The 21,618-nt window shown below is 63.7% G+C and carries 20 protein-coding genes; 10 read left to right on the top strand and 10 right to left on the bottom strand.

From position 1 onward, the window contains the following. Positions 1–277 precede the first annotated feature (277 nt). Positions 278–1,078, top strand: a complete 801-nt coding sequence (locus OS914_RS08475; protein WP_267545614.1) for a TIGR03089 family protein — start codon at positions 278–280, stop codon at positions 1,076–1,078. Between the two features lie 19 nt (positions 1,079–1,097). Here OS914_RS08475 and OS914_RS08470 read toward each other — a convergent pair whose 3' ends face one another. Continuing rightward, positions 1,098–1,613 carry a GtrA family protein gene (locus tag OS914_RS08470; RefSeq protein ID WP_267545613.1) on the bottom strand — a complete coding sequence of 172 codons (516 nt, stop codon included), beginning with the start codon at positions 1,611–1,613 and terminating at the stop codon, positions 1,098–1,100. A gap of 149 nt (positions 1,614–1,762) precedes the next feature. Here OS914_RS08470 and OS914_RS08465 point away from each other — a divergent pair, with 149 nt between their 5' ends. The 4 genes from OS914_RS08465 (at position 1,763) to manA (ending at position 6,504) form a co-directional block, all read left to right on the top strand. Further along, entirely contained in the window at positions 1,763–2,977 is a 1,215-nt protein-coding gene (locus tag OS914_RS08465; RefSeq protein ID WP_267545612.1) for a 5-(carboxyamino)imidazole ribonucleotide synthase, read from the top strand. Between the two features lie 104 nt (positions 2,978–3,081). Continuing rightward, a complete protein-coding gene (purE, locus tag OS914_RS08460; RefSeq protein ID WP_267545663.1) occupies positions 3,082–3,588 on the top strand; it encodes a 5-(carboxyamino)imidazole ribonucleotide mutase in 507 nt (168 codons plus the stop codon). Between the two features lie 9 nt (positions 3,589–3,597). Further along, positions 3,598–5,199, top strand: coding sequence for an LCP family protein (locus OS914_RS08455; protein WP_267545611.1), 1,602 nt, complete (start codon positions 3,598–3,600; stop codon positions 5,197–5,199). A gap of 21 nt (positions 5,200–5,220) precedes the next feature. After that, entirely contained in the window at positions 5,221–6,504 is a 1,284-nt protein-coding gene (gene manA / locus OS914_RS08450; RefSeq protein ID WP_267545610.1) for a mannose-6-phosphate isomerase, class I, read from the top strand. Between the two features lie 44 nt (positions 6,505–6,548). Here manA and OS914_RS08445 read toward each other — a convergent pair whose 3' ends face one another. Together OS914_RS08445 and glpX are read right to left on the bottom strand one after the other, a co-directional pair. Then, positions 6,549–7,610 (bottom strand): lipid II:glycine glycyltransferase FemX, encoded by a 1,062-nt coding sequence (locus OS914_RS08445; protein WP_267545609.1) that lies wholly within the window; start codon positions 7,608–7,610, stop codon positions 6,549–6,551. 113 nt (positions 7,611–7,723) lie between these two features. Then, positions 7,724–8,773, bottom strand: a complete 1,050-nt coding sequence (gene glpX, locus OS914_RS08440; protein WP_267545608.1) for a class II fructose-bisphosphatase — start codon at positions 8,771–8,773, stop codon at positions 7,724–7,726. A gap of 152 nt (positions 8,774–8,925) precedes the next feature. On the opposite strand from glpX, the gene OS914_RS08435 reads away from it, so the two are divergent. Next, complete coding sequence (locus OS914_RS08435; protein WP_267545607.1) at positions 8,926–9,633, top strand: DUF4245 domain-containing protein; 708 nt, start codon at positions 8,926–8,928, stop codon at positions 9,631–9,633. Then, positions 9,630–10,280, top strand: a complete 651-nt coding sequence (locus OS914_RS08430; RefSeq protein ID WP_324290635.1) for a carbonic anhydrase — start codon at positions 9,630–9,632, stop codon at positions 10,278–10,280. Before OS914_RS08435 ends, OS914_RS08430 begins: the two co-directional genes overlap by 4 nt. Positions 10,281–10,314: 34 nt before the next feature. Here OS914_RS08430 and OS914_RS08425 read toward each other — a convergent pair whose 3' ends face one another. Next, positions 10,315–11,175 (bottom strand): Fpg/Nei family DNA glycosylase, encoded by an 861-nt coding sequence (locus tag OS914_RS08425; protein WP_267545606.1) that lies wholly within the window; start codon positions 11,173–11,175, stop codon positions 10,315–10,317. Positions 11,176–11,243: 68 nt separating this feature from the next. Here OS914_RS08425 and OS914_RS08420 point away from each other — a divergent pair, with 68 nt between their 5' ends. Then, positions 11,244–12,686 (top strand): class II fumarate hydratase, encoded by a 1,443-nt coding sequence (locus OS914_RS08420; protein WP_267545605.1) that lies wholly within the window; start codon positions 11,244–11,246, stop codon positions 12,684–12,686. A gap of 55 nt (positions 12,687–12,741) precedes the next feature. On the opposite strand, the gene OS914_RS08415 is transcribed toward OS914_RS08420, so the two are convergent. Together OS914_RS08415 and OS914_RS08410 are read right to left on the bottom strand one after the other, a co-directional pair. Further along, entirely contained in the window at positions 12,742–13,212 is a 471-nt protein-coding gene (locus OS914_RS08415; RefSeq protein WP_267545604.1) for an NUDIX hydrolase, read from the bottom strand. Positions 13,213–13,220: 8 nt separating this feature from the next. Then, positions 13,221–13,730, bottom strand: a complete 510-nt coding sequence (locus tag OS914_RS08410) for a prepilin peptidase (protein ID WP_267545603.1) — start codon at positions 13,728–13,730, stop codon at positions 13,221–13,223. Between the two features lie 57 nt (positions 13,731–13,787). On the opposite strand from OS914_RS08410, the gene OS914_RS08405 reads away from it, so the two are divergent. Next, on the top strand, positions 13,788–14,633 hold the full coding sequence (locus tag OS914_RS08405) for a hypothetical protein (protein WP_267545602.1): 846 nt from the start codon (positions 13,788–13,790) through the stop codon (positions 14,631–14,633). Between the two features lie 75 nt (positions 14,634–14,708). Here the strand turns inward: OS914_RS08405 and OS914_RS08400 are convergent, their stop codons facing one another. From OS914_RS08400 to OS914_RS08385, 4 genes are all read right to left on the bottom strand, one after another. Then, positions 14,709–16,037, bottom strand: coding sequence for a PhoH family protein (locus OS914_RS08400; protein WP_267545601.1), 1,329 nt, complete (start codon positions 16,035–16,037; stop codon positions 14,709–14,711). 256 nt (positions 16,038–16,293) lie between these two features. Further along, entirely contained in the window at positions 16,294–16,938 is a 645-nt protein-coding gene (locus OS914_RS08395; RefSeq protein ID WP_267545600.1) for a YoaK family protein, read from the bottom strand. An 18-nt stretch (positions 16,939–16,956) separates the two neighbouring features. After that, the gene (locus OS914_RS08390) at positions 16,957–17,739 is read right to left on the bottom strand and encodes an isoprenyl transferase (RefSeq protein WP_267545599.1); all 783 of its coding nucleotides are present in this window, start codon (positions 17,737–17,739) and stop codon (positions 16,957–16,959) included. Positions 17,740–17,861: 122 nt separating this feature from the next. Further along, the gene (locus OS914_RS08385; protein WP_267545598.1) at positions 17,862–20,585 is read right to left on the bottom strand and encodes an HNH endonuclease signature motif containing protein; all 2,724 of its coding nucleotides are present in this window, start codon (positions 20,583–20,585) and stop codon (positions 17,862–17,864) included. 386 nt (positions 20,586–20,971) lie between these two features. Here OS914_RS08385 and trhA point away from each other — a divergent pair, with 386 nt between their 5' ends. After that, positions 20,972–21,616 (top strand): PAQR family membrane homeostasis protein TrhA, encoded by a 645-nt coding sequence (gene trhA / locus OS914_RS08380; RefSeq protein WP_324290639.1) that lies wholly within the window; start codon positions 20,972–20,974, stop codon positions 21,614–21,616. Positions 21,617–21,618: the final 2 nt, after the last annotated feature.

The raw sequence follows: 21,618 nt of genomic DNA, 5'->3' as shown, positions 1-21,618 counted from the left end.
GCCGGCAGGTGATCCTATCCACAACTGCCGTGAAGAGCGCCGCGCCACGCCCGGCAAAGCAGTGAAGAAATCCGGGCGTGGCTCTTTTGACGATGATCACTGCGCGGTCCGCACGCCGGAATCGTTGGAATCCCGGATCAGGAACGAGCGGGACGGAGCGGGCAAACGTGCTGAACATCACAGGTCGGGATGCGCCCGGGTCTCCCCTCGGGAGTGGAGAGAGTCTGACGGGAGGCGGCAGCGCCCTAACCGCGGCCAGTACTGGCAGGATGAAGGCATGCCGTCAAACATTTCCACCGTGCCAGCACTCCTTGCGACCTTGCGCACCGTTCAGGCCACCTCGCCGCGCCTGACCTGGTACGGGCCGGACGGCGAACGGGTGGAACTGTCGGGGAAAGTGCTGGACAACTGGGTGGCTAAGACGGCGAACTATGTGGTCGACGAATTAGACGCCGGTCCCGGCAGCGTCATTGACATCGATATGCCTGCGCACTGGCGTTCGCTGTGCTGGGTACTGGCCGCGTGGCAGGCCGGGACGGCAGTCAGTTACGGTCCCGGCACCGCCATGAACCACGACGTCACGGTGACAACGACACCCCTAACGGCAGCACCGGCAACGGAAGTGCCAGGAACGGAAGTGCCGGCGGCCCGCGGATCCCGGACGCTCACGGTAGCTGTGGCACTAGGAGCGCTGGAGATGAGGTGGGCCGGCGACCTCCCGGCAGGCGTACTGGACTATGCCGCCGAGGTTCGCGCCCAGGGTGATGTCTTCGTGCCGTTTGACCAACCCTCCGGAAGCGACGTCGCCGTCGTCGGCTCTAGAACGGCGGACTCCGCTGCTGCCCTTGAATCTGTTGCCTTCGGATCGCTGTTCTCCGGCTACGCGCACCTGATGGAGCGATCCGAGCGCGTCCTCCTGATGGTTGAGGATGGACTGGAGACAGCCGTCCGTAACGCGCTGGGAATCTTCAGTGCCGGCGGTTCTGTGGTGCTGGTACACCCGTCCGTGGCGGTCACCGACGTGCTGCTTTCGGCGGAACGGATCACGGAACAGCGCTGCACAGGAGGGATCCGCTGAGCGCTACTTGCCGGGACTGTCAGTCCACGGCAGGGCGGGGTTTTCCCGGCTCCACGAGCTCGTGGTCCGTGGCAAATCTGGGGTCCGCATCCAGCTCCTCGGTGAAGACCCAGAAACGGTAGGCGAAGAAGCGGAATACCGTTCCCAGCACAAGGCCGACCACACTGCCGGAGATGAAGTCTGCGAACGGAGTGGTAAAGCCAAGTACCCAGTGCGAGACGTAAACGCAGGCCGCGGCGATGGCAATGCCAACGCCGTTCATGACCGCGAAAAGCACTACCTCGCGCAAAATGTTGGCCCGGCGTCGGTGCCGGAAGGTCCAATACCTGTTCGCTACCCAGGAAAAGATGGTTGCGACTATGGCAGAGATAATTTTGGCCCGCGTAGGGTGGGCGGACAGCGAGCCGTGCAACAGCCACAGATAAATGCCCGTGTCGATAACGAAAGCGATGCCCCCGACGGCGCCAAACTTCGCAACTTCGCGCCAGAATAGCCCAAAAAGACCCCGAACGCGTGTTGCTACTGATTCAAACATGTTCCTCCGCCGTCGCTGCCGCCAAACGAGCGGTCAGTTAAAGGATCTTACGGGAAAAGCCTTGAAGTACGCTTCCAATTTCCCCGACAAACACCCTACCCCGCACGTCGACCCCGGAAATATGGCGGCCGTTCGGTAGTCTGTGGACTGTGACTTTTCCTGTAGTTGGTGTTGTTGGCGGCGGCCAGTTGGCCCGAATGATGGCTCCTGCCGCCGTTGCCCTTGGTTTCGAGCTGCACGTTCTCGCCGAAACGCCGGACGTATGCGCGGTGCCCGTGGTGGCGCACGCGCCGGTCGGCGATTACCGTGATCTGGAGGTTCTACGGCGTTTCGCCGCGGGTGTGGACGTCCTGACCTTTGATCACGAGCATGTGCCCGCCGAACACCTGCGCGCGCTGATGGCCGACGGCGTCAACGTCCAGCCGTGCCCCGACGCCCTGCTGCATGCCCAGGACAAGCTGGTCATGCGTGCCGCCATCGAGCGGCTCGGGCTGCCGAACCCGCGCTGGAGCGCCGCAGCTTCCGTAGCGGACGTCGTTGCGTTCGGAGGCCAGCACGGCTGGCCAGTGGTTCTAAAGATGCCCCGCGGCGGGTACGACGGCAAGGGCGTCAGGGTGCTCGACGACGCCAGTGCTGCCGCGGCTGCGGCGGACTGGTTCACTGCCATGAACCCCCTGCTGGTAGAGGCCAAAGTCGACTTCAGCCGGGAACTTTCCGCTCTGGTGGCCAGGACGCCCAATGGTGAGTCAAGGGCATGGCCGGTGGTCCAGTCCATTCAGGTGGACAGTGTTTGCGATGAAGTGATTGCTCCCGCGCCGTCGTTGCCGGCGGAGGTGGCGGCCGCTGCCGAGGCCGCTGCACTGCAGATCGCCGCGGACCTTGGCGTCACTGGTGTGATGGCAGTGGAGTTATTTGAAACGCCCGGCATCGGACGCGGTTTCTTGGTCAATGAACTCGCCATGCGGCCGCACAATTCAGGCCACTGGACCATGGATGGATGCGTAACCGGCCAGTTTGAGCAGCACTTGCGTGCCGTATTAAACCTTCCGCTCGGGGCCACTGCGGCACTGGCGGACATAGTGGTGATGAAGAACATTCTTGGCGGCGCCAACCCGGACCTGTTCAGCGCTTATCCGCTCGCCTTGTCCGCCCAGCCCCAAGCCAAGGTCCATGTCTACGGGAAGGGCGTGCGGCCAGGACGCAAGGTGGGGCATGTGAATGTGCTCTCAACGCCGACCGATGACGTTAGTACCGTCCGCGGCCGCGCCACCGAGGTCGCCGCACTTATCCGCGATGGAATGGTTTCCGGGGCAGACTCATTCCAAGCAGACGCATTCCAAGCAGACAAGGAGCAGCTCCGATGAGCCAACCAGCAGACAATGTTTCACAGGACAGCTCTTCTCACCCGCTGCCCGCCACGGAAACAGCCCCGGCTCCGGCGGCCAAACCGGCGCTCGTGGGCATTGTTATGGGCTCCGACTCGGATTGGCCTGTCATGGAGGCAGCGGCTGAGGTAATGGTCGAGTTCGACATCCCGTTTGAGGTCGATGTGGTATCAGCCCACAGGATGCCCACCGAAATGATCGCTTATGGTCAGTCTGCCCGGGACCGTGGTCTGCGCATTATCATCGCCGGTGCCGGCGGTGCCGCGCACCTGCCAGGGATGCTCGCTTCCGTCACAACTCTGCCCGTCGTCGGCGTACCGGTGCCGTTGAAAACCCTTGATGGCATGGACTCACTGCTGTCGATCGTCCAGATGCCGGCGGGGGTCCCCGTAGCAACCGTCTCGATCGGGGGCGCCCGCAATGCCGGGCTTCTAGCCATTCGAATGCTGGCCTGCGGGACCGACGGCACTGCGGCGCGGCTGCACGGCGAGTTGGCCGGGTTCGCTAACGATCTTAATCGAACCGCCGCCCTTAAGGGCGATTCTTTGCGTCAAAAAGCCGCACAGGTCTTCCCCGGCCTGGCGCGCTAAGAAGGATTTATGAGCATCAGCAGCCCGAAAGTCAGCCTGGCCTCGCAGAAGCCTCCGGTTATCACCAACCCCGTGCGGTACCCAGAGTCAGCTCCGGCCCACGTGCGCACCAAGCGTGCGTTTGTGCTGCTGCTGCTGACGCTGGTGCTCCCCGGCAGCGCCCAGATCGTTGCCGGCAACCGAAAACTGGGCCGGCTCGCGCTTCGCGTCACGTTCGGTGTGTGGCTCGTCGTCGTACTGGCCTTAGTGGTGTCGGCGCTGAACCGTGCACTGCTTTTCAGCACCTTCACGAATCCCTTCAGTTCCCTGCTGCTGATCGCGGTGCTGGCTCTGCTGGCGTTGGGCTGGGCGTATATGTTCCTGAATACTCTGCGCATTATCCGGCCCGCGCTGCTGGCTCCAGGGATCCGCGGTACCGTCAGCGTGGTCCTGGTCCTGCTCATGGTGCTGACTTCGGGCTCCGTGGGTTACGCCGCGTACCTGATCAATACGGGCCGCAATGCCATTAACAGCATTTTTTCCGCTGGTCCAGACATGGCCCCGGTGGACGGCCGGTACAACTTTCTGGTGATGGGCGGGGACGCCGGTGCGGACCGAGTGGGACGCCGTCCGGACAGCATCATTGTTGTCAGCGTCGACGCCTCCAGTGGACAGGCCGTCACGATCAGCATTCCGCGAAATCTGCAGAACGCCCAGTTCCCGGCCGACTCACCCATGCACAGCGTCTATCCGGACGGCTACAACTGCGGGGATAACTGCATCATCAATTTCCTCTACACCGAGGTCACCGAGAAATACGCCAATCTATATCCGGGCCGGCAGGATCCGGGCGCCGCGGCAATGATGGACGCTGCCAGCGGGACACTGGGACTGAAGATTCAGGGTTACCTGCTCATCGACATGGCCGGCTTTTCCCAGCTGATCGACGCCCTGGGCGGAGTCAAGATCAACGCCGGCGGCTGGGTCCCGATCAGCGGCGCCAGCCTGGATGACAGCGGCTACAGCCATGCTCCGCCGGAGGGCTGGATTGCCCCGGGTGAGCAGACACTCAATGGCCAGCAGGCGCTCTGGTACGCCAGATCACGGCAATGGGTCCTGGAATATGCACGCAGCGAGCGGCAGCAGTGCATCCAGCAGGCCCTGCTCAAGCAAATGGATCCTGCCACCGTGCTTTCGAAGTTCGAGTCGATTCTCCATGCCGGAACGCAGGTGATGGAATCGGATATTCCGGCTGCGCAGCTGGGCAGTTTTGTTGATCTGGCCTTGAAATCTAAAAAGCATCCCCTGAACCGGCTGACTATCGGACCGCCGGACTTTGACATTAACTTCTCCACCTCCCCGGATTTCGCTGTCATTCACGCCCGGGTAAAGGAGCTGATTGCGGGAAACAGCTCCGCTCCCGCCAGCGCACCGGCCCCAGCTGGAGCCGCGCCCGCGCCAGCTGCTTCGGATGCCGGCACGGCCGCGCCAGCTGCACCGGCACCTGCCCCTGCAGCTCCGGCTCCGGCTCCGAAGGTCAGCCAGGCGTACCTCCAGCAGCTGGCAGAACAGGGCGACGACGCCATGCTCGAATCGCTGCTCGCCAACAACGGCAGCTGTACGGCAGGATAGCCACGAGCTCTAGGAGAGACGATGTTCAACCTGACCAACGTGCTGCGCCCCTATGCGTGGGGCTCGCCCACCGCAATTTCGACGCTGCTGGGCCGGACACCCTCCGGTGGCCCGGAAGCCGAACTATGGCTTGGCGCCCACCCCGACTCCCCCTCCTTAGCCACGGCGCCGGACGGCAGCACCAAGTCCTTGGACGCGCTCATTGCCGATGACCCGGACGGTATGCTTGGAGCCGATGCGCGGACGGAATTCGGCGACCGGCTGCCCTTCCTGGCAAAAATCCTAGCCGCCTCGCAGCCGCTGTCATTGCAGGTCCACCCGACCCTGGCCCAGGCGAAGGACGCATTTGCCAGGGAAGAAGCGGCAGGTATTCCCCGTGCCGCCGCAGACCGGAACTATAAGGACGATAACCACAAACCCGAGCTGATCCTGGCGCTGACAAATTTTGACGCGCTGTGCGGTTTCCGCCCGGCCACCCAGTCACGGGCGGTCTTTAAACACCTGTCGGACCTTTTCGAGCAGGTCGAGGAAGCCTTCCCGCAGCTTTTGCGGGACGTCATCTCGGATCTGTCCGCAGCGGAAGGCTCAGAAGCCGACGAGTCTGCAGCGATCCGGGCCGCCTTCCAGCGCCTCATCACCGGCGGCAACGAGGTCACCGATGCCGTGAGCGCCGTCGTCACCGCCCTCAATGCCAGCCGGGCTGCCCAGCCCACGCACACCGCCTACCTGCGCGAACTGTCCACCGTGATCAGCCTGAACGGCATCTATCCGGGGGACCCCGGCGTGCTGTTGTCGCTGCTGCTCAACCGGGTCTCGCTCAAGCCCGGGGAAGCGATCTATCTTCCCGCCGGAAACATCCACGCGTATCTGCAGGGTCTGGGAGTTGAGGTGATGGCGTCCTCGGATAATGTGCTCCGCGGGGGGCTTACGCCCAAGCACGTGGACGTCCCTGAGCTGATGAAGACCGTTGAGTTCCGTGCCCTTCCGGTGCCGCGGATCACCGCGGGCAGCACCGAGTTGGGCCAGGAAATCTGGCAACCGCCGTTCCGGGAATTTCAGCTGCAGCGCGCCATCTTGGAACCTGACCGGCCACCGATCCCGCTGGCCCAGAACGGCCCGCTCCTTGTCCTCGCGGTGACCGGTTCGGTCATCCTGGATTCGCCACGCGGTGACCTGGTCCTCGCGCACGGCGACAGCGCCTTCGTCCCCGCGCGGGAAAGCCCCGTCAACGCCCACCCGGTGAGTGGCGCATCCGGAGCCGCCGTCGTGTACGCCGTCACGGTTCCGGCCCCGGCCCCTAACTAAGTAGCGGCAGCTGCACACATTTCGTGTTTTGCGTGCACCTGCTGCTACTTAGGTGGGGCGGCGCCCACCCTTTTGCGAAGCCCCGCAAGCACAGCCGGCACCCGGGAAACGAGCTTCCCCGACTTCTTCACGGCCTTGCGGGCCAGCGGCAGGGCCCTGGCGTAGACCGGGTAGAGCGGCGAGAGCGGCTTGTCCCAGGTCCCCGCCAACAGATTTTCATGGTCCGCAAACCCGATTTTGAATTTCGAAACGCCGTCGTTCAGGAGCCCGTTGAAGTCATAGCGGGAGACCCCGCGCTGCTTCATCGCCATAATGGCCGTCCACTTGAGTGTGAAGTTGGCCCGCAGATTCTGCCCGACGTCGTTCATCCCGCCGTAGAGCTCGAAGGCGGTCGTCCCGCTGGCGGCGAGCCACAGGAAGGCCACTACTGCGTCGCCGTCGAAGGCAGCAAATACCGCAGACCCCTCCCCCAGATTGTCGAATATATCCAGATAATAGGCATCGGAGTGGATGCCGAATCCGGCGCGATCGGCCGTAAGCCGGTAGACGGCGAGGCACTGCGGCACTTCCTCGCGGCTGACCTGGCGGTAGTGCAGCGCCTCCCTGCCGGATTTACGGATGTACTGCCGGGTTTTCTTCGTCATCCCGGCGAGCAGTTCATCCTCGGAGCGGTGCAGATCCAAGATCAATGTGCGCCCCATCAGAATGGTGCTCTCCGTCCGCCGCCAGCCGCCCGCCAACAGCGCCACAGCACCGGGCGAGTCCAGATCCCAGTCAGGTTCAATGCTTAACACCACTGAACCATGCGTCAGCGCCACATAATCGGCGACGGCGTTCAGTACCTCGGTGCTTGAACCCTCCGTCGACTGCGGGCCGCGCGGGATGTAGGCAAGGGAGCGAAAGGGAAACGGCAGGCGCCGGAACAGCAGCTGGGCGGAGCCGACAAGAGTGCCCCCTTCGTCGTGGACCAGCACCCGGTCAACGGACCAGTTGTGCGCCGCCTTCGTCTGGCCCCAGCCCCACAGCTGCATTGGGTGGCCCCGCCCGGCATTCACCGCGGCATCCCACTCGGTCCTGTCGGTGCACTGTTCAACGCTTAAAGTCATAGCAGCAAGCCTATCCGGCGTGCACGGCCCCACGGAAAACCACCCGAATCCCCGCCGTCCCGCGCCCGCCCGCAAACTGCTACCAACCCCCGCCCTCTCCTGACCCTGGCCCGTTAGGCCATTCTGGCGTAGGACTCCCATTTGTGTGACTGGTGCTCACCGTCAACGAAGCGGATGGTACCGGACTTCGAGCGCATCACGATCGACTGGGTGAGTACCTTGTTCTTGTCGTAGCGCACCCCGCGGAGCAGGTCACCATCGGTGATTCCCGTCGCGGCGAAGTAGCAGTTGTCGCTGCGGACCAAATCATGGGTCGACAGAACGCGATCCAGGTCATGCCCGGCGTCCAGCGCTTTCTGCTTCTCCTCGTCGCTGGTGGGCCACAACCGTCCCTGAATCACGCCGCCCAGGGTCTTGATCGCGCAGGCGGAAACGATGCCTTCGGGGGTGCCGCCGATCCCCATCAGGGCATCCACACCGGTCCCGGTGCGGGCCGCGGCGATGGCGCCGGCGACGTCGCCGTCCATGATCATCTTGGTGCGCGCGCCCGAATCGCGGATTTCCTGCACCAGCGGACGGTGCCTGTCGCGGTCAAGCACCATGACGGTCAGCGCATTGACCTTCACACCCTTGGCCTTGGCGATCAGACGAAGGTTTTCCTTGACCGGCAGCCGAAGGTCGACGACGTCGGCGGCTTCCGGTCCGGTGACCAGCTTCTCCATGTAGAACACGGCAGAAGGATCGAACATGGTGCCTCGCTCGGCCACGGCCAGCACCGCAAGAGCGTTGTTGATGCCCAGTGCGCACAGCCGGGTGCCATCGATGGGGTCGACGGCCACGTCGCACTCGGGGCCGGAGCCGTCCCCGACTTGCTCGCCGTTGAAGAGCATGGGCGCTTCATCCTTCTCGCCCTCCCCGATCACCACAATCCCGTTGAAGTGAACCGTCGACAGCAGCGAGCGCATCGCATCGACGGCGGCGCCGTCGGCCTTGTTCTTGTCTCCGAAACCGACCCAGTGGCCGCCGGCTATTGCGGCGGCTTCCGTGACCCGGACCAGTTCGAGCGCAAGGTTGCGGTCTGGCTCGTCATCTCCCACGGCCAGGGCGGGGGAAAGGGTGGAATACTGAGCATCGTCGTTGTTCTCGGACACGAATGACCTCATCTTTGAGTTGTGCTGACTGTTATGAATGGGCACCGGACTCCGCACTTTTGCGGGGACCGGTCAGTCTTCATCATAGTTGGCCGCCGGGCCCGAGGTGCCAGCCCGCCGCCGGTGAAGATGTGAACCGGCCCCGAATGGTGGATTATGGAACTGTGACGCCTATACAAGACAATGGTTCGCCAGCGGACGTTCTCCCCGCCCAGGAACCGGAAAAACCTGCCCTCGAGGTCAGGCCGGTTATTGGAGCGTCGGCCGCCAAACGTGCCAATGCTTCGATCATGGGCATGGTTCTGGCGCTGTTGGTGACACTCGCCGTCGTGCTTCCCGTCATTTTACTTAACGCGCACCAGAATGCGTCCGTCTACCGCCCCGACGTTGATGTCCCTGTCATAGCCGCCCAAGCCAGGGACGCGGCCGGTTTTGCCCCCGCATCGGCGGCGCTGCCGCAAGGCTGGAGCGTCAACTACGCACGCTGGAAATCAGCCGGAGCGGACGGGGTGGCCTTCTGGGAGGTCGGCTATGTCTCGCCGTCCGGGCAGTTCATCTCGCTCAAGCAAAGCGCGCACGCTAATCCCAGCTGGTTGGCGCAGAACGCCAACAATGCCCCGATCACCGGAGAACGGCAAATCGGAGCGCACAGCTGGGAGCTCCGCGACAAACCCGGATCAGATAAATCGCTGATCCTCCCCTACCGAGGTACAACAATGATCCTGACCGGAAGCGCACCCCTGACAGACTTCGACGTGCTCGGTGCCGCGGCGATTGCCTCCACCGATATACAGCTCGATGCCCCTGCCACCGGCACTCCCACCGGCACGGCCACCGGCACGGCTTTGCCCACTGCGGGGAGCGCCAAGTGAGCGGCCCGGAAGACAGCGGTGAGCGTGCACCGTCCGCTGACCTGCTGACCCCTGCCGAGGCCTGGAAAAAGCTCAGTGACGGTAATCTGCGGTTCGTGAACGGCACGTCCTCGCATCCGAACCAGGATGCCTCGCACCGTGCCACGCTGGTGAACTCGCAGAATCCTTTCGCCGTAATTTTTGGCTGTTCGGATTCCCGGCTGGCAGCGGAAATCATCTTCGATCTGGGTCTGGGCGATGCCTTCGTGGTCCGCACCGCGGGCCATGTGATTGATAACACGGTGCTCGGCTCGCTGGAATACAGCATCGCCTACCTGCGGGTTCCACTGATCGTCATCTTGGGTCATGACAGCTGCGGGGCGGTCACGGCCACCAAGGGTGCGGTGGAGACCGGAGACATGCCGGCCGGGTTTATTCGCGATTTGGTGGAACGAATCACCCCTTCGGTACTGACGTCCCTGCGCCGGGACCAGCACGACGTCAACGACATGGTGGTGGAGCACGTCCGGCAGACGGCCCAGCGGCTGGTGGAGAACTCCCCGATCATTGCCTCCGCCGTCGCAGAGCACCGGACCGCCGTCGTCGGCCTTGCCTACCGGCTGCAGGAGGGGCGAGCGGACCTGGTCTCCAATTTCGGTACCCTCTGACGCGGGCCGCTGCGGCCGCCCGACGTCGCACATCTCACTTCAGCAGCCGCGACAGCCCTCGGTCCGCCAACGGCTTCCCACCGGTCTGGCAGGTGGGGCAGTACTGCAGAGCCGAGTCAGCGAAGATCACTTGGCGAACGGTATCGCCGCATACGGGGCACCTCTGACCTGTTCGGCCGTGCACCTGCATCCCGGATTTCTTTTCCCGCTTGAGCTCGGAGGCGGCAAGCCCCGTTGAGCGCGAGATTGCGGTCAGCAGCGTCGCCTGCATCGCGTCGAACAGCAGCGAACCTTCCTCCGCGCTCATCGAGGCCGGCCGAAAGGGCGACATTTTGGCGGCGTGCAGAATCTCATCGGAGTAGGCGTTGCCAATGCCGGCGATGATCCCCTGGTTGCGCAACACACCCTTAATCTGCGACCGCCCCGCCGCAGTGAGAATGCCAAGGAACGTCCCCTTGGTGAATTCCGCGCTCAGGGGGTCGGGTCCCAACCTGGCGATGCCCGGCACATCTGCGGGTTCACCGACCACGAAGATGGCGAGACTCTTTTTGGTGCCCTCCTCGGTGATGTCGATGCCTGACCCGTCGTCGAGCACCAGTCGGGCGGCAAGCGGGCCCCTGCCCGGGCGAACCGAGGGTACAGGACTCCCCTCGCGCCATCGGATCCAGCCTGCCCGCGCGAGATGCAGCACCAGATGTATCTCACCGATGCTGATGTCCAGATATTTGCCGCGGCGCGTCACAGCGCGCACCACCTGACCGGCCAGTGCCGAGATGGGCGGATCGTAGGTCTTCAGCGCGGCGACCGCCAGGATGTCCAGCCGATTAACGGTGCGCCCGGCGAGATGGGCGTCCAGCTCCGCGGCGAGGGCATGGATCTCGGGGAGCTCGGGCACGTTCCCAGTCTCCATCAGCTTGCAGCATCCGTCGAGGGCCTCGGCGCCGAAGCGGTATTCTTGACGTCATGACTGAGACTTCCGCACTGGCCACCGCATCCGCTGATCAGCAGTTCCGCATCGAACACGACACGATGGGTGAGGTCCGTGTCCCGGTCTACGCCCTGTACGGCGCACAGACGCAGCGGGCGGTGGAGAACTTTCCGATTTCCGGGACCACTCTGGAGCGCGCGCACATCGAGGCGCTGGCCCGCGTGAAGAAGGCTGCCGCCACGGCAAACGCGGAATTGGGAGTGCTTGACGGCGAACTGGCCAGTGCCATTGAATCCGCCGCCGAGGAGGTCATCGCCGGAAGGTACGACGGCGATTTCCCGATCGACATTTTCCAGACCGGTTCCGGCACCTCGTCCAACATGAACGCCAATGAGGTCCTCGCCTCGCTGGCCAACCGGGCACTCAAGGCGGCAGGCAGCGAAAAGTCCGTTCACCCGAACGACCACGTCAATGCATCGCAGTCCTCCAATGACGTCTTCCCGACCTCAGTCCATGTGGCCACGGCGTCCGCCCTGACGAAGGACCTTATTCCGGCATTGGAACACCTGGCAGCGTCGTTGAAGCGCAAGTCGAACGAGTTTGCGACCGTGGTCAAATCCGGCCGTACGCACCTGATGGACGCCACCCCGGTGACGCTGGGACAGGAGTTCGGAGGATATGCCGCCCAGGTGCGCTACGGCGTCGAGCGCATTAACGCCTCCCTCCCCCGGGTCGCCGAGGTCCCGCTGGGCGGCACTGCAGTGGGCACCGGCATCAATACTCCCAAGGGCTTCTCCGAGCGGGTTATTGAACTTTTGGCCCAGGACACCGGCCTGCCGCTGACCGAGGCGCGCGACCATTTCGAGGCACAGGCGAACCGTGACGGCCTGGTGGAAATGTCCGGGCAGCTGCGCACCATCGCCGTGTCGCTGAGCAAGATCAGCAATGACCTGCGCTGGCTTGGATCCGGTCCCAACACGGGCCTGGGCGAGATATCGCTGCCCGATCTGCAGCCCGGGTCCTCGATCATGCCCGGCAAGGTCAACCCGGTGATTTGCGAGGCGGTTTTGCAGGTCTGTGCCCAGGTGGTCGGCAACGATGCCACCGTCGCCTGGTCCGGCACCAACGGAGCCTTTGAGCTCAATGTCGGCATTCCCGTGATCGCGGCCAATCTGCTCGAATCCATCCGCCTGCTGGCCAACTCCACCCGGGTGATGGCGGATAAGATGATCGACGGCATCGAGGCCAATGTGGAGCGGGCGCGTTTCCTGGCTGAAGCCTCACCGTCCATTGTCACCCCGCTAAATAAGTACATCGGCTACGAAAACGCCGCTAAAATTGCCAAGCACGCCATCAAGGAAGGGCAGACCATCCGTGAGGCGGTTGTGGCCCTGGGTTTCGTGGAGCGCGGGGAGCTGACCGAGGAACAGTTGGATATTTCCCTGGACGTACTGTCCATGACACGGCCGCCGCAGTAGCCGTCCCAAATCGGCCGTACCCGTCAGCAGCCGTACCCGTCAGCAGCCGTACCCGTCAGCGCAGGAAGCGTGTCTGCCCTGAGAAGTCCAGGGCCCACTGCAGCCGCTGCAGATGCGTCGCGCGCAACGGGGGCAGTTCGTCGAGTCCAAACCATCCTACGGCCACGGATTCGTCGTCGTTCACCCGGGCCACCCCGGAGACCGAGTGCGCCTTAAAAATCAGGTTCATGAACTGGCACCGGTCTCCGTTGGGAAAGGTGATCGGCTCTTGGCTGTGAACGGCCACTAGTCCTTCCATCCGGGCCACCACGCCGGTTTCCTCCAGCACTTCGCGGGCGGCCCCCACGGCCGGTTCTTCGCCCGGATCAAGCATGCCGGTGATCAGCGTCCAGTCCCCCGTGTCGGCGCGCTGCCCCAGCAGCACCTTACCGGCGTCGTCGAACACCACCGCCGTCACGCCCGGGAGCCACAACAGGTCATGGCCGATTTTCTGGCGCAGGGCCAGAACAAAGCCGGGAGTAGGCATGTTCCAGCCTAACCGCCGGCGGCCAGCATGACAGCCAAGGCGCCGGCCAGCATGAACGGACCAAACGGGATCTGCGTGTTACCGCTGCCACGGTGTGTAACGATCAGCCCCAGGCCGAACAGACCGCCCAAAACGAATCCGGCCATAATGCCGAACAGCACCTGTGACCACCCCAGATACCCCAGATACAGACCGAGCAGCGCGGCAAGTTTGACGTCCCCGCGCCCCATGCCGGCCGGGTAGATCAGCCGCAGCAGCAGATAAAAGCCGCCGAGCACCATCGAACCCAGCACGGTCCGCAGCGCCGACCGCGGGTCCTCCCCGAGCAGACTGCCGGCCAGCAGGAGCACCAAAGCGGCCCCGAAGGATGGAAATATGATCCTATCTGGCAGCCGATGCGTACGAATGTCGACCACGCTCAGACGCACCGCGGACACCAGCAGGTATACGCAGGCCAAAAGCACCAGCCAGCCAGCCAGTGGGTGGTTCGCCCAAAGCCCCGCCAGCCGTGTGATCATAACGCGATAGTACGCGACCGCCCTTACCCTTCGGTGGCGCTGGCGTAAACTGTGGACATGACTGCGGGCGCGGAGCACTTCAGGGATCTGTGCAGATCATCGCCGTGGAAATGGCAGAGCCTTCGCTTCGAATTACGCTTTCGCCGGCCCCCGGAGTCTGTCGGGGCGTTGGACCAACCCCCCAGTCAGGCGGCCCTGGCCGACCCGCCGGACCCAGGGGTCGCTGCCGACGCTGACCCGCGGGATGTAGCCGCCGCCGCGCAGGCCGACCCGCCGGTTAACTGCTGGGTGCGCCGGCCACAGGCCCTCCGAGTGGAAGCACCGGAGGGAACCCTGCTCTACAGCACCACCGGGATTAACGATTCCAAGGACGGCCTGTTCATCAGCGGACGGCGCAAGCCTTGGCTGCTGCCCGCGCATTTAGTCACGCCGGTATACGACGACGACGGCCTGGTCCGCCGCCGACCCGAGGCGGCCTATGGTGAGCCCCGCTTTGGCGATGGCCGGTTCCCGGCGCTGCTGGACCCGGTGGAACTTGCCGGCGACAGACCGGTTCCCCTCGACTACCCCTTCGCCAATGTGGCCGAACCGGGTCCGATTGAACACGTCGAACATGAGGGGCGTCCGGCGCTTGAGAGCATCCTGACGCCCAATCACACGTATCTCCCGACCATCCCGGGCCATCCGCTGCTGTATCCGGGACGCACTGCCATACGCATCGATGCCGGCACCGGGGTCTGTGTGGCCAGCCAGTCGCTGGACGGGCCAACGGCCGGAGCCGGTCACTGGCTGAAGGTCCTCGGAGTCGACGAATACATGCTGGACGATCTGTTCGTGGAGGTCAGCATGGGCTTGACCGACGTCCGCAGCCACATCAGCTGGGACGTCGGCCCCGCCACATAGCTCTCCGCCTCTGTTGGTGGCGCGTCAAGACAGTGCTTGCGTCAAGACCGTGCGTGCGTCAGGACAGTGCGTGCGTCAGGACTCGATGCCCTCGAGCAACTCGGTGACGAGCGCGGCAATTGGTGACCGCTCGGAGCGGGTGAGCGTAATGTGCCCGAACAGCGGATGACCCTTAAGGATCTCGACGACGGCGGCAATCCCGTCGTACCGGCCGACCCTCAGATTATCTCGCTGGGCCACGTCATGGGTCAGCACGATCTTGGAGTTTTGCCCGATCCGGCTCATGACGGTCAGTAGTACATTTTTTTCCAACGACTGCGCCTCATCAACGATCACGAACGAATCGTGCAGGGACCTGCCGCGGATATGGGTCAGCGGCAAAACCTCCAGCATGCCGCGGCCCATGACCTCCTCGACCACTTCCTGCGATACCAAAGCCCCCAGCGTATCGAAGACCGCCTGGGCCCATGGATTCATTTTTTCGCTCTCCGAACCCGGTAGGTAGCCGAGCTCCTGGCCGCCAACGGCGTACAGCGGACGGAATACCACCACTTTTCGGTGTTCCCGCCGCTCCAATACGGCTTCCAGCCCCGCGCACAGCGCCAGCGCGGACTTCCCCGTTCCTGCCCGGCCTCCCAGGGACACGATCCCCACCTCAGGGTCCATCAGCAGATCGATCGCCAGCCGCTGCTCAGCCGAACGCCCGTGCAGCCCGAAGATATCCCGGTCCCCCTTGACCAGCCTTACCTGCTTGTCCGCCCCAACCCGGCCGAGCGCCGATCCGCGATTCGACAGCAGGACCAGACCGGTATTCGTTGGCATTTCCGCTGCTGCGGGGATGAATGCCGGCTCATGGCGGTACAGCGTGCCGATCTCGTCGTCGAGTACATCCAGCTCAACAACGCCCGTCCAGCCCGAATCCTTGACCAGCTCATTGCGGTACTCGTCCGCCTGCAGCCCCATGGCCGAAGCCTTCACACGCATCGGCAAGTCTTTGGATACCACCGTCACGTTGCGGCCTTCGTTGGCCAGGTTTTTGGCCACCGCCAGGATCCTGCTGTCATTGTCGCCGCTGCGGAAGCCGGCAGGGAGCACGTCGGAGGAAACGTGATTCAGTTCCACCCGCAGGGTTCCGCCCTCTTCCCCGAGGGAGATCGCTTTATCCAGACCACCGTGCTTTACGCGCAATTCATCAAGCAATCTAAGGGCTTTTCGGGCAAAGTATCCCAACTCCGGATCATGGCGTTTTCCCTCCAACTCGCTGATCACCACAATTGGAACGATGACCTCGTGTTCGGCGAAACGGAGAACCGCGTGTGGATCGGACAGCAGCACCGAGGTGTCCACTACGAAGCTGTGCTCCGCCGTCGTCCGTTCAATCCGTGCCCGCTCAGAAATTGCCACATCGACTCCAGTCCCGGGCGCACGCACCCGGATTTACTAGGGGTGAGGCGGGCGGGCCGGTAGGCCGCGCACGGCCCCGCGATGTAGTCGGCGCAGATTCGCGCTTCATAGCCGGCCTCCCGATCGAAGGACAGGGAGCCCTCCGATAGCAACTAAGCTACGCCAAAATCCGGCTTTTGGCCGCTCCTGCCGCCGCGGTGTGTCGGTAAATTCCCGGTGAACAGACCGCACTGGCTTTTACTGGCGGAACAGTCCGCTATCCCGGCACCGGAAGGCGCCGGGATATGACGGCCGCCGCGAGAATTCCGGCAGCCGCAAACCACAGCGCGTCCAGGCTCAGGGCATGATAGGTCAGACCGCCCACAACCGAGCCGCAGGTCAGCGCAAACCACAACAGGAAGTACCGCAGCCAGCCAAGCTTCTCACCACCAGCCAGCGCCGACGCAACCCGCTGTCCCATCTTCACGAGCGTGCCGGTCATATAGGTAAGTCCAATGCTGACTTCCCCGTCGCGTTCAAAGACTACGTTCTCGGCACCCATGGCGAACGCCATCATCGGCGGAACCAGTGCAACCCAGAACCCGGCGTCGAACAATACGGCCGCAGCCGCCAGCACCACCGCAATTGACAAAAGGATGACGACACGCTTGTGAACGGGCACCGCACCACGCAGCAGCGAACCGGAAATAACCCCGGCCAGGAATGCCGCCACGAGGCCCCCTGCCAGCAACACGCCGAACCAGGATCCGTCTGCCAGCAGCGCGCCAGCGCGCGTGGAATTCCCGCTCATAAAGGAAACGAAGTAGCCGCCCAAATGGATAAAGCCGATGGCGTCAACAAAGCCGGCGACAGCGGACAGCCCGGCAGCCAGCATGATTTCCGTCCGGTGGTGCCGGTGCATCGTATTCCTCCGGTCCGGTCAGGCGCCGAAGCGGCGATGTCTGCCCGCATAGTCCCGCAATGCCCGCAGAAAATCGATCTTCCGAAAGGCCGGCCAGAGCGCCTCACAAAAATAGAACTCGCTGTAGGCGCTTTGCCACATCAGGAAGCCTGAAAGCCGTTGCTCCCCCGAGGTGCGGATGACCAGATCAGGATCCGGCTGGCCGCGGGTGTACAGATATTTGGAGATGTCCTCCACCGCAAGTTCATCCGCGAGCTCGCCGATGTCGCGGCCCTCGGAAACGGCGTCATGGAGTAGTTCCCGCACCGCATCGACAATTTCACGCCTGCCACCGTAGCCAATCGCCACATTGACGTGAATGCATTCCAGTTCCGGCCGCCGGGCCGCGAGTGTGGAAAGCCTGTCCGAGAGGTAGTCCGGCAGGAGCTCCGGGGCACCCATCGCATGGACGCTGATGTTGGCGTCCGCGTCCAGCAGGTCCAGGGTATTCGCAATGATCCCCATCAGCTCGTCGAGCTCGTCAGCGGAACGCCCCATGTTATCTGTGGAGAGCATGTACAGGGTGACTACTTTGACGCCCAGTTCCTGGCACCAGCCCAGGAATTCCAGAATCTTGTCTGCACCAGCCTGGTGACCGTGCCGAGTAGGTGCATTGAACTGCTTGGCCCAACGCCGGTTTCCATCCACCATCACACCAATATGATTGGGGATTCTGTCCATCTTCAGCGACCGGGCCAGCTGGCGTTCATAGAAGTCATAAACCAGTGCGGGCAGCCTCCGTGGCCACAAGTACGGCTGCAACAATCGTCACCTGGCTTCCAACTTCTGGGGCCTAGCGGCCGCGCTGATGTGCTTCCCCTACGTTACCCCTGCCAGTGCGCTTCGAAGCTCACCGGAGAATCCTGGCCCAGAAGAACCGTTGCCTAGGTCCCGGTGATGATGGTCCGGGCGAAGTTTTGGGCGTCTTTGAGGTCGTCGTGGTAGGTGTTGCGGATCCAGGGATTCTCGGTGTACCCGGCCGCCGGCCCTCCGTCTGGGGTGGTGCCTGTCCTCGTGTTGAGACCGGTGCCGGTGGTGCGGTTGTAGCAGTGCAGGCCCGGGCGTTGACGGGCGTTGGGTCCGTACCGGAGGTAGGGGATCTGGTTGATCATGGTGACTTCCAGGATCCCGGCGTGGACCAGGGAATGACATCCCGGGCACAAAGCACACATGTTGGAGACGGCGGTGGGTCCGCCGCGGGAGTACCAGATGACGTGGTGGATATCGCACCAGGACGCAGGCCGGTTACAACCGGGCCGGACGCACCCGCCGTCCCGGACAGACACGGCCCTGCGCTGCGCGGGGGTCGCGAGCCTGACCGCGGTGCCCAGATCCAGGAGGGCACCGTTGCTCCCCAGGACGGCCCGCTCGAATGCCGCGTCACACACCATTCGGGCCAGGGTGCCGGGGCTGATGCTGCCCAAACCATCACACCAGGACGGCATCGGATCCAACGGCGTCAACCCACCGGCACCGACCAAACCGCTTTCTGGGAGTACCTCCGGCTCCGGCTCCCAGGACCATGAGGACCCGGACCCGGGGCTGGAGGAATCGTTGGTGCTGCCCTCAGTGGTGTCGGTGTCCCAGCCGAAGCTCCGGGTGTCCGGGCCGATCCCTCCCGGCCACCCATCACCGTCCGGTGGTGCGGCTGGGTCTGCCGGCGTTCCTGGCCCCGGCAGAGCCGGTCCGGCTGTCAGGGTCGGTCCGGCTGCCAAAGCCAACGGTGCCGCTGATCCCCGTGATGGCGGTGATCCTGGTGGCGTTGATGGTGCTGGTGATACTGCTGGTAGTAGAGGTGGTGGTGGTTGGATTTCCTGGGCTTGGCGGAGGATCGCGGCTTCCCTGTCCGGGAAGCTGCGGAGCTGATCAAAGGTAGTCGTGATCGTCATACGGGCCGGCCGCCTCCCCGGCCGAAGCCTGCCGGCCCTGCTCGGACCACAACGACTCCCCGACGCACCCGTCCCCGGACCCCTCGTACGCTTCGTCCCCCGGCCAGAATCTGTTCCCCCTTCATTTCCCGTTCCAGCACCCTCTCCAGCGCCGGTTCCAGCGCCCGTTCCGGCTCCGGCACCCTTACCAGCGCCCGTTCCGCCTCCGGCACCGGTTCCAGCGCCAGTTCCAGCGCCCGTTCCGCCTCCGGTGCCGGTGGGGGTGGTGTCGGTGGGGGTGGTGTCGTTGGCGGGAGTGAGGGAGAACAGGTCCTCGGCCTGGGCCGCGGCTGCTTCAGCCCGGGCCCGCGCATCCACCTCCGGATGCACCCACCCACCACTGCAACCACTGCCGCCAGCAAAACCGCCGTCACCGCACTCATCAGCGCTGCTGCCCTCCATAGGACCGGTGCTGCCGCCCTCCTCCGCCCCACCGCTGCCAGTAGCCCCATCGCTGCTGCTGTCACCAGCCTTGTCCCTGTGATCCTGGTCGCTGTGATCCTTATCGTGGGGGCTCTCGTTACGTGGTGGGTGGGTGAGGTTGAGGTAAGCGCCTGCCGCACGGGCCATTTCGGTGAGCGCGTCCGCCCGCCGCTGATCCGCGGTCCGCTGATCAACGGCGACCAGGTCCCCGTCGGGGGTCCGCTGATCCGGGTGCGGAGCCGACAACGGATCCAGGATCGCCATCAACTCCGCCCCCGCCACCGGGTCCAGCTGATACGAACCATGCACCATCCCCGTCACATCCACCCCCATCGTGAACTTACGACGCATCACCGACTCCGGATCATAATGATCCCCCGTATCGGCCTGGCAAAGCCGGATGACCTGCTCAGCGAACCGACGGAAATCATCACTACGCAGCGTCGGAGCCTGCCGGGCCAAATACTCCCCGATCCGCTCCGACGTCTCCTCGGTAATGATCCGGGCCGGGACCTTCTCCAACACCCGCACCCCCGTCCTCACATGCCCGGCCGTCACCTCCCCGGCCGCCAACCGGGCACCCAGCAACGCCAACGGCCCGACCCCCAACTCCACCTCACGCACCAAAAAACCGGGACCATTCCTGCTGCCGGGCCCGGTATGGAGGGCGCGGGCCGCTTCGACCTCGGCCTTCGCCCGCCCCGGCTCCACCCCTACCCCATGAACCAGGAACTGGCACATATTCTTCGTCCCGATCCCCGACAACGCCGCGGCCCCGCACTGATCCGCTGCCGCGATACTGCGCAAATACACCGCATCCAATCGACGCCGGGTCCCCTCAGACCTGCCAATCACCGACAACCACGCCTCCGGCGTCACCGCCTGCGGATCCGTCCCCAACACCTCCGCCAATAACGAATCAATCAATTCCAACCGGGCCACCATCCCCGCCGACGTACCACCAACAGGAAAACCATCAACAGAACAAACGGGACACGCAGGAACAGCAGAACCCGCAGTACCAGATGAGCCGTCAACGGCATCATAGGGAACCTTGGGCGCGGCCGGATTTACAGGATCGGCAGGAGCAGCAGGAGCGGCCGGGTTCGCTGAGCCTGCGCCATCGGGTTGAGCGGTCCCGCACCCGGCAGTACTGCCGTTGTCGCCGAGGCCTGCGCGCTGGACCCGGCGCGGATACTTCGCCGTGATCGCGGCCAGCACCTGAGCCAGATTCTCCCGATCAATCTCCACCGTCACCCACCACCCCTCAACCCATAAACCCGACAACCCATATCCGGCAACCTGCACCGGCAAAAACCGGGAAATCCCGCTGATCTCCAACTACTACAAGGCTACGAGCAGGCACTGACATCATCAGGACAAAAAGACCCCAAAACCGGCCCCTGGGGAAAAAACTTCGAAAAAACTTTTTTGGCCATTCAGCGCGAGCCACAAGCATCACGGATCGGACGCCCACCCCCTTGAAGCGGCCTGATTTTCGTTACAATTTGATCGTGAAAGCAATGGCATCACCTTCTTCCCCCGACGCCGCTGAGCCTGGAATCGGCCGCGATCAGTCGGCATCGGCAACGCGACCCTATGCAGAGCCGGAGCAGCACCCCTTGCGGGCAGCGGCGGACACCATTGCCGAAGCCTTGAACATCAAGCCGAGCTGGCGTGGCTGGATCCACGCTGGAGCCACGCCGTTGGCCGTGATCGCCGGGATCGTCCTGATCTGCGTGGCAGTATCCCCGCTGGCAAGAGTGACCTCCGCGGTGTACGCAGTCACCGGTGTACTGCTTTTTGGCACAAGTGCGCTGTATCACCGCGGGGAGTGGAAACCGAAGACGAAAGCTGTGTTAAAACGGTGGGATCACGCTAATATCATGCTGGTGATCGCCGGCTCCTACACGCCATTGTCGGCGCTGCTCTTGCCTTCTGCGGAGGCGACGCTGCTGCTTTGGGTGATCTGGGTGGGAGCGCTGGCCGGAGTATTATTCCGCGTGCTATGGGTCGGTGCACCGCGGTGGCTTTACGTGCCTATCTACGTTGCACTGGGGATGGCCGCAGTCTTTTTTATGCCGGACTTCTTCTCGGCCAGCGTCCCGGCTGGTGTACTGATTTACCTTGGTGGTGCGTTCTACATTGCCGGAGCGCTGGTTTACGGTATCAAAAAACCTAACTTCAGCGACCGTCATTTCGGCTTCCACGAGCTATTCCACGCCTTGACCGTGGTGGGATTCGCCGCTCACTTCACGGCTATTCTGCTCGCCGTCAGCAGTGCCTGACG

This window comes from Arthrobacter endolithicus, from assembly GCF_026627425.1.
Taxonomy (GTDB): Bacteria; Actinomycetota; Actinomycetes; order Actinomycetales; family Micrococcaceae; genus Arthrobacter_M.
Note: the sequence above shows the minus strand (reverse complement) of the source record. Positions and strands in the feature narration are given on the sequence as shown.